General features: G+C 66.9%; 10 protein-coding genes. 2 read left to right on the top strand and 8 right to left on the bottom strand.

Translation table 11 applies throughout. The features are described 5' to 3' along the window. Positions 1–6: 6 nt before the first annotated feature. The gene (locus VIR09_RS16565; RefSeq protein ID WP_332013859.1) at positions 7–1824 is read right to left on the bottom strand and encodes a glycoside hydrolase family 15 protein; all 1818 of its coding nucleotides are present in this window, start codon (positions 1822–1824) and stop codon (positions 7–9) included. Positions 1825–1827: 3 nt separating this feature from the next. After that, positions 1828–2649 (bottom strand): SDR family oxidoreductase, encoded by an 822-nt coding sequence (locus VIR09_RS16560; protein ID WP_332013858.1) that lies wholly within the window; start codon positions 2647–2649, stop codon positions 1828–1830. A 160-nt stretch (positions 2650–2809) separates the two neighbouring features. Here VIR09_RS16560 and VIR09_RS16555 point away from each other — a divergent pair, with 160 nt between their 5' ends. Next, entirely contained in the window at positions 2810–3904 is a 1095-nt protein-coding gene (locus VIR09_RS16555) for a sensor domain-containing diguanylate cyclase (protein ID WP_332013857.1), read from the top strand. 19 nt (positions 3905–3923) lie between these two features. Here the strand turns inward: VIR09_RS16555 and VIR09_RS16550 are convergent, their stop codons facing one another. The 5 genes from VIR09_RS16550 to VIR09_RS16530 are packed head-to-tail and all read right to left on the bottom strand — an operon-like array spanning position 3924 to position 8562. Then, positions 3924–4658, bottom strand: a complete 735-nt coding sequence (locus VIR09_RS16550) for an ABC transporter substrate-binding protein (RefSeq protein WP_332013856.1) — start codon at positions 4656–4658, stop codon at positions 3924–3926. Between the two features lie 22 nt (positions 4659–4680). Next, entirely contained in the window at positions 4681–5451 is a 771-nt protein-coding gene (locus VIR09_RS16545; RefSeq protein ID WP_332013855.1) for an MBL fold metallo-hydrolase, read from the bottom strand. 3 nt (positions 5452–5454) lie between these two features. Continuing rightward, positions 5455–6435: a tripartite tricarboxylate transporter substrate binding protein gene (locus VIR09_RS16540; protein ID WP_332013854.1), complete on the bottom strand. Its 981-nt coding sequence runs from the start codon at positions 6433–6435 to the stop codon at positions 5455–5457. 32 nt (positions 6436–6467) lie between these two features. Beyond that, complete coding sequence (locus tag VIR09_RS16535) at positions 6468–7520, bottom strand: Ldh family oxidoreductase (RefSeq protein WP_332013853.1); 1053 nt, start codon at positions 7518–7520, stop codon at positions 6468–6470. 43 nt (positions 7521–7563) lie between these two features. Then, on the bottom strand, positions 7564–8562 hold the full coding sequence (locus VIR09_RS16530; protein WP_332013852.1) for a tripartite tricarboxylate transporter substrate binding protein: 999 nt from the start codon (positions 8560–8562) through the stop codon (positions 7564–7566). Positions 8563–8671: 109 nt separating this feature from the next. Between VIR09_RS16530 and VIR09_RS16525 the strand changes: the two genes are divergently transcribed. Beyond that, positions 8672–9574 carry a LysR family transcriptional regulator gene (locus VIR09_RS16525; RefSeq protein ID WP_332013851.1) on the top strand — a complete coding sequence of 301 codons (903 nt, stop codon included), beginning with the start codon at positions 8672–8674 and terminating at the stop codon, positions 9572–9574. 103 nt (positions 9575–9677) lie between these two features. Here VIR09_RS16525 and VIR09_RS16520 read toward each other — a convergent pair. After that, on the bottom strand, positions 9678–10950 hold a 1273-nt coding region (locus tag VIR09_RS16520), incomplete at its 5' end, for an ABC transporter substrate-binding protein (RefSeq protein ID WP_332013850.1).

The raw sequence follows: 10950 nt of genomic DNA, 5'->3' as shown, positions 1-10950 counted from the left end.
GCCGGCCTATTCGCGCGGCGCGTCCTGCTCGGCGCGCTGACGCGCCGGGCCGCTCGCGCGGCTCAGGTTGTACGCGGTATTCACCAGTCCGATGTGCGAGAACCCTTGCGGAAAATTGCCCACCAGCCGGCGCCGGCCGACGTCGTACTCCTCCGCCAGCAGGCCCAAGTCATTGCGCAGCGTCAGCAGATGCTCGAACAGGCGTTCGGCATCGTCGATACGCCCCTGCATGACGTAGGCGTCGGCCAGCCAGAAGCTGCAGGCCAGGAACACCCCCTCCTCGCCCGGCAGGCCGTCGCTGGCGTGCTGGGTGGAATAACGCAACAGCAGGCCGTCGCGCAGCAGTTCGCGTTCGATGGCGCGCACTGTTCCCGCCACCCGCGGATCGTCCGCGGGCAGGAAGCCCACTTGGGGAATGAGCAGCAGGCTGGCATCCAGTTCGTCCGATCCGTAGCTCTGCACGAAGCTGCCGCGCGCCGGGTTGTAGCCATGCTTGCAGATGTCCGCGCGGATGCGGTCGGCGAGGCGCTGCCATTCGTCCTTCGGTCCGCGCAGGCCGAAGCGCTCGCAGGACTGGACGGCGCGGTCGAAGGCGACCCAGCACATCAGCCGTGAATGCGTGAAGGCGCGGCGCTCGCCCCGTACTTCCCAGATGCCATGGTCCAGGTCCTGCCAACGGTCCTTGAGCGGCTCCAGCAGCACCTTCTGCAGGCGCCAGGCCTCGGCCAGCGGCGCCAGGTCGGCCGCGCGCGCGGCGTACAGGGTTTCGATGAGCTCGCCATAGATGTCCAGCTGGCTCTGGCCAGCGGCGCCGTTGCCGCGCCGCACCGGCAGGCTGGCCTCATAGCCCGGCAGCCAGGGAATTTCCAGTTCAGGCAGCCAGCGTTCGCCGGCGATGCCGTACATGATCTGCAATTGGTCCGGATGCCCGGCCACGGCGCGCAGCAGCCATTGGCGCCAGGCCTCGGCCTCTTCCCGGTAGCCGGCATTGAGCAAGGCGTACAAGGTCAGCGCCGAATCGCGCAGCCAGCAATGCCGGTAGTCCCAGTTGCGGCTGCCGCCCAGGGCTTCCGGCAACGAGGTGGTGGGCGCGGCGATAATGCCGCCGGTGGGCTGGAAGGTCAGCAGCTTGAGCGTGATGAGCGAGCGGACCACGGCATCGCGCCCTTCGTCGCTGCCCTCCCAGCGGCAGCGCTTGGCCCACTCCTGCCACCAGGAGATGGTGCGATCCATGCTTTCCACGCGGTCCGGCACGAAGTGCGGCGTGCGGTGCGAACGGTGATAGGACAGCGTGAACGGCACCACCCGCCCCGGGTGCACGGTGAAACGCGCCGTGGTCGTAAGCTCGTGCCCCGCCAGGTCCACCGGCGTATGCAGCTCGACCGCGTCCGGGCCGGCGATGGCGCTCAGGCCATAGTCGCGCCGGCGCACCCAGGGAACGGCCTGCCCATAGTTGAAGCGCAGCGCCATCTCCATGTCCATCTGCACGTGGCCGGATTCGCCGCGCACGATGCGCACCACGTCGGCGCGCTCATCGTCGTCGCTCAGGGGCATGAAGTCATACAGCAGCGCCGTGCCCGAGCTGGTTTCGTAACGCGTTTCCAGCACAGCGGTATCGGGCACGTAGCGGCGCGAGACCGCGTATTTCCGCGCATGCGGCGCGATGCGCCAGTGACCGTGCCGTTCATCGCCCAGCAGCGCCGCGAAGCAAGCGGGCGAATCGAAATGCGGCAGGCAAAGCCAGTCGATAGAGCCGTCGCGCGCCACCAGTGCGGCCGACAGCATGTTGCCGATCAAGCCGTAGTCTTCCAGGGGCTTGGACATGGTCTAGCCCGCGCCCCGGAATTCGGGATACAGGGTCATGCCGCCGTCGACAAACAAGGTCGTGCCGGTGACGTAGTCCGACGCGTCGCTGGCCAGCCATACCGCCGCGCGCGCCACGTCTTCGGGTTCGCCGATGCGGCCGTACGGAATCAGCTTCAGCAGCCTGGCCAGGCTTTCCGGCGTATCCCAGGCCGGCTGGTTGATGGCGGTGCGTATGGCCCCCGGCGCGATGGAATTGACCCGTATCCGGGCCGGCGCCAGTTCCTGCGCCAGCGATTTCATCAGCATGGACACGCCGCCCTTGGAGGCTGCGTAATTCACCTGGAAGGCCCAGGGGATGACCTCGTGCACGGAACTGATGAAGAGGATGTTGCCCGTCGCCAGCCCCTGCCGCGCCGGGTCGGCCGGCTGCGACTGGAACAGCCGGGCCGCGGCGCGCGCGCACAGGAACTGCCCCGTCAGGTTCACGTCGATGACGCGTTGCCAATCGGCCAGCGTCATGTCGGCGACCGGCGCTGGATGCTCTATGCCCGCATTGTTGACCAGGATGTCCAGCCGTCCGTAGTGCTGCAGCGCCTGCGCGAACAGGTGCTCGACCTCGGCCTCTTTGCTGACATCGCCGGCCGCCGTGACGGCCGACCCTCCCTGGCGCTGGATTGCTTCGGCGACTGCCGCCGCGCGCCCCTGGGAATCGCCGCCCGCGCGATGATTCACCACCACCCGCGCGCCAGCCGCGGCCAGCCCGATCGCGGTGGCGCGGCCTATGCCGGAGGACGCCCCTGTCACCACGGCCACCCGGCCGCGCAGTTCACTCGAGTGATGCATGCCTGCCTCCCTGGCGGCCGCTACCCATCGTGGCCGGCCGCCGCGTGTAGAAAGTCCAGGGTAGTCCCGCGCACAGGTTCCATGCAACCCGTTGCGCAGCGTGCATAATGACGGCGATGCCGGCCCGCGCTTCTCATGGAGCGACGGGCCGCAGGTCCATATGCCCACCCATAAGCCCTCGTTTCCTGGAGACGCCGTGCTGGATCCGATACTTGCAGAACTGTCGACCACCCTGCCAGAGGCCAAGTCAGTCGAACAGCTGACGCGCCCGCTGCTGGACATGCTGGGCGCGGTGACCGGGCTGGAGTCCACCTATCTCACGTCCATCGACCTGAAGGCGGATCTCCAGCACATCCGCTACGCGCGCAACGCCGGAGAGCTGCAGATCCCCGAAGGCCTGTCGGTGCCCTGGGACGACACGCTGTGCAAGCGTGCGCTGGACGAAGGACGCATGTGCACCAGCGATGTCTCCAGCTGCTGGCCGGATTCCGACGCGGCCCGCCAACTGGGCATACAAACCTATCTGAGCGCACCGGTGCGCACGGATGACGGCGTCCTGTTCGGCACCCTGTGCGCCGCCAGCGCCACGCAGCGCCAGATCGAGCCGCAGGCGGAATCGGTGCTGAAGCTCTTCTCCAGCGTGATCGCCGGCTTCCTGGAACGCGAAATGCTGATGGAGCAGCTGCACGCCGCCAATGTCCAGCTCATGTCCTATGCGCTGACCGACACGCTGACCGGCCTGCCCAACCGCCGTGCCCTTTACGAGGCGCTGGACCGGCTGCAGGCGCGCGCCATCCGCGAAGGCGGCAGCGTGCTGGTCGGCGTGGTCGACCTGGACGGGTTCAAGGGTATCAACGACGTCTACGGCCACCAGCAAGGCGACGTGTTCCTGCAGGAGGTGTCGCGTCGCATCGCCGCGGCCCTGCGCGGCTCGGACATGCTGGGCCGGCTGGGCGGCGATGAATTCGTGCTGATCGGGCCGGGCCCGGCCCTGGCAGCCGGCGACGGGCCGCATGGCGTGCACGCGCCGCGCGGCGATGCCGAAGAAGCCGCCCGTTCCCTGGAAGAGCGCGCCACCGCGGCCACCGTGGGCCGTTACCAACTCGGCGAAGAAGCCGTGCCGTACGAAGGCGCCAGCGTAGGCGTGGTGGCGCTGGACCCGCGCGGCCTGGACGCCGAAGCCGCCGTGCGTTTGGCCGACGCCCGCATGTATGAGGTCAAGCGGGCGCGCAAGGCGGCGCGCGTGATTCACTAGCGCAAGAAAGGCGCCCTGCTCAGGCTGCCGCGGGCGCTACCGCGGCGCCTTCTATGCCGTGGCGGCGCAGCGCGTTTGCGACGAAACCGCTGGCCTTCATCTCTTCGACAAACCCCGACAGGACTTCCATGGCTTCGGCGCCACGGTTCTTGGGCGCGCCCATGGCCTGGCGTATGGTCATGAAGCTGCCGGGCAGCAACCGCAAGCCCTGCAAACGCCTGGCGTCCGCCTCCAGCTGCTGCAGCACACCCGCCGCCACATCCGTGCCCTCTGCCAAAAAAGTGTCGACCACGGCCGGCGAGGTGGACGCACGCGTAATGGTCGCCCGCTTCAGTTCACGGCTCAGGTACAGGTCGTACGCGCTGCCCTGCCCGACGGTGACGCGATGTCCCTCGCGGTCGACCTCATCCAATGCGCGCAGCGCAGAATCCTCACGCACCAGGTAAGCGCCCTGGATCAGGACATAGGCGTCGGTAAAGGCAATGCCGGCCGCGCGCAGCGGGTCGATGGCGAAGAAGCCGATGTCCGCGTCCTCCCGCGTGACGGTCTCCACGGAAGCGCCCGCGCTATCCAGCACGACCAGGTCCAGCGGCACGCCCAGCCTTTCGGCGAAGGCGCGCGCCAGGTCCACGGACACGCCGGCCGGCGCGCCGGCGGTATCGCGCCCCGCCAGGATGGGATTGCCCAGGTTGATGGATGCCCGCAGCCGGCCGGTGGGCGCGAAGGCGGAAATGATGTTCGGATTCAGCTTCATAGGTTTGTGCAGGGTGAGGAAATCATGAACCATGGCGGCTGAAGACGCCGCCGCAGCAGAGGTCGATGCGCGTCGGCTCCAGCGTGTCGCCAAACCAGGCGTTCAGCGCCGCGCGCCGTTCGCCGACATATACCGGCTGCCCGTCGGCGCCGAGCTTCATGCCCAGGTCGTGGCCCGGCACCAGCAGCGTTCCGGGCGTCTTGCGCCACAGCTCCCAGATACGGGCCAGCGTGGCGCGGCTGGCGTCCATATCGGCGGTGTCGTTGACCGTGCCCGACAGCAGTTCGGCCCGGTTCTTCGCGGCATCGCCGGTGAACAGAACCGTTTGCCGGCCATCGTCGACGTAGAACAGCAAGTGTCCCGGCGTGTGCCCCGGCGACGCGATCGCACGCAGGTACGGCAGGAATTCGTCGCCATCGCGTATGCGCCGGACACGCTCCGACGACGCCAGTTCGCGCACGTAGAGCTCCGGCAGCGGATTGAACCCGGGCGGCTGGGCGGCCGCCCAGGCCAACTCCAGTTCGCCGATCCAGACGGTGGCGTTGGGAAACAGCGTGAAGTTGACGGCGTGATCATAGTGGGCGTGCGTCAGCACCACGTCGGTGATGTCGGCCGCGGCCACCCCGCAGCGGCTCAGGTGCTGGCCCAGCAGATGGCGCACACCGAATGCGCCCACATCCACCAGTATGTTGCGCCCGCCGCCCCGCAGAAGCGTGGTGGTGCTCCAGCCCAGTCCGCCATGGCACAGCGAACGCCCTGGGTAGCCTTGTATCAATACCTCGATGTCATACATGGCCTACTCCGCTTGCACATGCGCATCCGCGATCAGCTTGCGGTAGCGTTGCAGGTCTTCCTGGATGAGGCGCGCGAATTCCTGCGGGGTGCCCGCGACGATCTCGTTGCCGCCTTCGGTCTGGAGTTTCTGGATCACGTCGGGCTCCCGGGCTGCCTTGACCACCTCATCATGCAGGCGCGACAGGATCCTGGGATCGGTGCCAGCCGGCGCCAGCAAACCCTGGAATTGCGTGACCACGAAATCCTTGAAGCCCAGTTCCTCCATCGTCGGGATATCGGGCAGGCCTTGCGCGCGGTTCGGCCCCGACACCGCATACCCGCGCAGCTTGCCGGAGCGCAGATGTGGCGTCGCCGTCACCACCGTGTCGAACGTGAAGCTGAGCTGACCGCCCAGCACGTCGGTCAGGGCCTGGGCATTGCCCTTATAGGGAATATGCGTGAGCTGCGTCTGCGTCATGACCGCCAACAGTTCGCCCGCCAGATGCCCGCCCGCCCCCACGCCCGCGGAGCCGTAGCTTATCTGGCCCGGCTTGGCGCGCGCCGCCGCGATCAGGTCATCCACGCTGCGTATCGGCGATTGCTGCGGCACGACCAGCACGTACTGGTAGCTGGTGATCTGGCTGATCGGCGCCAGGTCGGCCACCGGATCATATGGCGTCTTCTTGTACAGCGAGGGATTCACCACCAGCGGCCCGCTCGCATCCAGCAGCAGCGTGTAGCCGTCAGGCGCGGCCTTGGCGACAAAATCGGTGCCTATCATGCCGTTGGCGCCCGGCTTGTTCTCGACGACGAAGGTTGCGCCCATGCTGACCGACAGCTTTTGCGCGATCACGCGGGCGGTGATGTCCGCAGCGCCGCCTGCGACGTAGGGCACGATCACGCGCACCGGTTTGCTGGGATAGTCCGACGCCACCGCCGCGCCGGCCGCCATCATGCCCAGCGCGCCCGCCATCATTGCCGTGACTACGGCTTTGTATTTCATGTCTGTCTCCGAAATGCTGCCGCCCGTCCGCATCAGGCCGGCAGGGAATCCGCATGGCGGCGCAACAACGCCAGGACATCCGCGTCCAATGCAATCCCCTGCTCCTTCTGCCGCGCCATCTTGGCCAGTTCGATCTCGCCGGGCTGTATCACCGGCCGCGCGGGATCGGCCGGCGCACTGCCGTGCAGGATCTGCGCGAAGTCGGCCATGCGTTGGGCCAGCCATTGCGTCGAACCCAGTTTGCGTGTGTCTATCAACAAGAAGAAGTGGCCGAGGTTCTGCGGCTGATCGGGCGCATCCACCCATGACTTCACATGCGTCAGATAAGCCGCGTTCGACAGCAGCCCGGCGAACAGGTCGACCATCAGGGCCAGGCCGTAGCCCTTGTGCCCGCCGATCGGAAGCAGGAAGCCGCCAAGCGCATCCTTGGGGCTGGTCGTCGGCTGCCCGGCCGCGTCGGTGGCCCAGGTGTCGGGAATCTCCTGCCCGGCTTTCAGGGCGTTGCGGATCTTGGCGCGCGCCACCACGCTCATCGCCATGTCCAGCAGAAAGTGCGCCCCCTCCGGATTGGGCACGGCGAAGCCGATCGGACTGTTGCCGACCCTGGCGTCGGTGCCGCCCCAGGGCGCGATGGTAGTGGTGGCGTTGCTGCCGATGATGCTGGCATAACCCGCTTGCGCTGCGATCAGGCCATAGGGAGAAATGGGACCGAAATGATTGCTCTGGCGGGCGAACGCCATGCCTACCCCGCACTCGCTGGCGGCCTGCATGGCGGCGCGCAGGGCGTGCATGCCGACCAGCGGCCCGACGCCGTTGTCGCCGTCTACCAGGCGCAGGCCGGGCGCGGGGCGCTCCACCCGAATCTGGGCGCGGGGATTGATGCCGCCCACCTGCAAGCGCTCGCCATACGATTCGATACGGCTCAAGCCGTGGGTGGACAGGCCAAAAAGGTCCGCCAGCACCAGCACCTGAACGACGTCCGCGGCGTCCTGGGCAGGCAGTCCCAGGCTCTCGAAAGCGCGTGTCCCCAGGCGGGTCAGCTCCTCTTCGGTGATAAGAATCGGGTCTTGCTTTTGGCTACTCATGGCAATGCTTCTCGAGAAAGAATGGAGATTCGTGAAAGATGGATCATTCGGCGGACAGGCGGGCGCTGCGCACCACCTGCCCCCAGCGCTTCTCTTCGGCGTCGATGAAGGCGGCAAATTCGGCCGGTCCCGCGCCGGACGCCTCGCTGGCGTCGTGCGCCAGGCGTTCGCGCACGGAATCGGTCTGCAGCGCCTTGAGCGCGGCCTGGTGCAGGCGCTCGATGACGGGGGCCGGCGTGCCCGCAGGCGCCAACAGGCCGAACCACTGCGAGCTTTCAAAGCCCGGATAGCCCTGCTCCGCCACCGTGGGCACATCGGGGAGCACGGGCAGGCGCCGTTCCGATCCCACCGCCACGATGCGGATCTTGCCCGCCTGGGCATGCGGCAACAGTCCGGGCGTGCCGGCCGCCGCAGCGTCGATGTTGCCCGCCAGCAGATCGGTCACCTGCGCGCCGGTACCTTTGTAGGGCACATGCACCACGTCGATGCCGGTCGCAGTCTTGAGCATCTCGAACGCCAGATGGCCCGCGCTGCCGTTGCCGGCGGACCCGTAGTTCAAGGCTCCCGGCCGGGCGCGCGCCAAAGCCACGAACTCCGGCAGCGTGGACGCCTGGACCTTGCCGCCCACCGCGAACACCATGGGCAGCTTCGCCAGCAGCACGATGGGCGCGAAGTCGCGACGCGGGTCATACGGCAGCTTGGCCACCATGGACGGGTTCACGGCCAGCGTGCCCACATGGCCCAGGATGAGGGTGTAGCCGTCGGGTGCGGCGCGCGCCGCTTCCACCGTGGCGATCATCCCCTGCCCGCCACCCTTGTTTTCCACGATGACCTGCTTGCCCAGATCGCGCGACATCTCCACCGCCACGGCGCGCGCCACCACGTCCGAACTGCCGCCGGGACCGTAGGGCACCAGCAGGCGGATCGGGCGTTGCGGCCAGTCCCCGCTCTCGGCGCGCGAGGCCGGCGCCAAAAGCGCCATCAATGGCACGCAGGCCAGTGCAAGGGCGAATTGCCGGCGTAGGCGGCGGACGCGAATCATGAGCTTGTCTCCTGGTATGTGCCGCGCTCGGGGCGGCTTGGAAGACATGATGCGCAGCACGCACAATAGAGTAAAGTGCAAAAATTAGATCAATTCTTGACGAAAACGCATGAAATTCGATTTGGCCGATTTGCGCGCCTTCCTGGCGGTCGCCGACCTGGGCAGCTTCCGCGCCGCCTCCGAAGCCCTGCATCTTTCTCAATCCGCCCTGTCGCGGCGCGCCGACAAGCTGGAAGCTGCGCTAGGCGTGCAGTTGCTGACGCGCACCACCCGCAAGGTCGAACTGACGACCATAGGCCGCGGCTTCGTGCCGCGCGCGCGCAATGTGCTCAACGAACTGGAAAGCGCCCTGGTCGGCATACAGGACGTGGCCGAACGCCTGTCCGGCCTGGTCACCATCGCTTGCGTGCCTTCGGCGGTCGCCTATTTCCTGCCTGGCGTGATCCGCAGCTACCACGAGCAATACCCGCGCATACGCATCCGGATCATCGATGAGTCCTCGTCGCAGATCCTGACCGCCGTCGCACGCGGCGACGCCGACTTCGGCCTGACCTACATAGGCGCGAACGACGCCGACATCGAGTTCAAACCCTTGCTCGAAGAGCCCTTCGTGGCCGCGGTCAGCCGCCAGCATCCTTACGCACAAAAAGAGTCGGTCACCTGGGCCGACCTGGACGCCTATCCCTACATCAGCCTGGCCCAGGGCAGCGGCAACCGCTTCCTGATAGACCAGGCGCTGGCGCACAGCGGCGTGCGGCCTCGTCATTTCTGCGAAGTCCAACACGTGCCGGCGCTGGTGAGCATGGTCGAGGCTGGCCTGGGGGTAGGCGTCGTGCCACGGCTGGCCATGCCGGCCGGGGAACATGCCGATCTGGTCAGCGTGCCGCTGCGCGAGCCGGCCATCACGCGGACCATAGGATTGATCCATAGCCGGGGCAAGGCGATCAACCCGGTCGCCAAGCTGTTCTATGACCTGCTGGCGGCGCGGGTCGGTGAGCGGCAGGATGCCTGAGTGGAAGCCGGAAATGCATCTGCCCGACTGCCCGTGAGAGCGCCCCCGGGAATGAAAAAAGCGCCGCGGGAGAGCGGCGCTTTTTCCGGGAAGTACTGCCTGCTTACCTCACCTTGCCCTGCTTCCAGGCATCCAGCAGCTTCTCATAGGCAATCGTCTCGCCCTTGGGCTTTTCGTTGGCCAGCTTCTTCCATGGCGCGTGCTGGTCGGACAGCCACTTGCTGGGATCGCTCTTGGCATTGAGCTTGGGCGCGCACTGCGCCATGCCCGCCCGTTCCAAACGCGCCATGACCTGGTCCATTTCATTGGCCAGGTTGTCCATGGCGGCTTGCGGGGTCTTTTCGCCCGTGACCGCGGTGGCGACGTTCTTCCACCACAGCTGCGCCAGCTTGGGATAGTCAGGCACGTTGTTGCCGGTGGGCGTCCACGCCACGCGCGCCGGGCTGCGGTAGAACTCGATCAGGCCGCCGTAGTTCGCCGCGTTCTTGGTGAAGAACTCGCTATTGATGTCGCTGTCGCGGATGAAAGTCAGGCCGGTGATGGACTTCTTCAGCGACACCGACTTGGACGTGACGAACTGCGCGTACAGCCAGGCCGCGGCCATCTTGTCCGGGTTGGTGGACTTGAAGAAGGTCCACGAGCCCACGTCCTGATAGCCGTTCTGCATGCCATCCTTCCAGTACGGGCCATAAGGCGACGGGGCCATGCGCCACTTCGGCGTGCCGTCGTCGTTGACCACCGGCAGGCCCTTCTTGGTCATGTCGGCCGTAAACGCGGTGTACCAGAAGATCTGCTGGGCGATCTGGCCCTGGGCGGGCACGGGGCCGGATTCCGAGAAGGTCATGCCCATGGCCTGCTGCGGCGCGTACTTCTTCATCCAGTCCACGTACTTGGTCAGGGCATAGACCGCGGCCGGGCTGTTGGTGGCGCCGCCGCGTGAAACCGACGCGCCTACCGGCGTGCACTTGTCGTCGGCCACGCGGATGCCCCATTCGTCGATCGGCATGCCGTTCGGGTTGCCGATGTCGGCGGTGCCGGCCATCGACAGCCAGGCGTCGGTGAAGCGCCAACCCAGCGACGGGTCCTTCTTGCCGTAGTCCATGTGGCCGTAGATCGGCTTGCCGTCGATGGTCTTGACGTCGACGCTGAAGAACTCGGCGATGTCCTCGTACGCGCTCCAGTTGAGCGGCACGCCCAGGTCGTAGCCGTACTTCGCCTTGAACTTCTCCTTCAGCTCGGGGCGGGCGAACAGGTCGGCGCGGAACCAGTAGAGGTTGGCGAACTGCTGGTCGGGCAACTGGTAGAGCTTGCCGTCGGGCGCGGTCGTGAACTTCGTGCCGATGAAGTCCTTCACGTCCAGGCCGGGGTTGGTCCAC

The organism is Achromobacter sp. (assembly GCF_036567245.1).
Lineage (GTDB): Bacteria > Pseudomonadota > Gammaproteobacteria > Burkholderiales > Burkholderiaceae_B > Achromobacter.
This window is presented reverse-complemented; position numbering and strand designations above follow the sequence as displayed.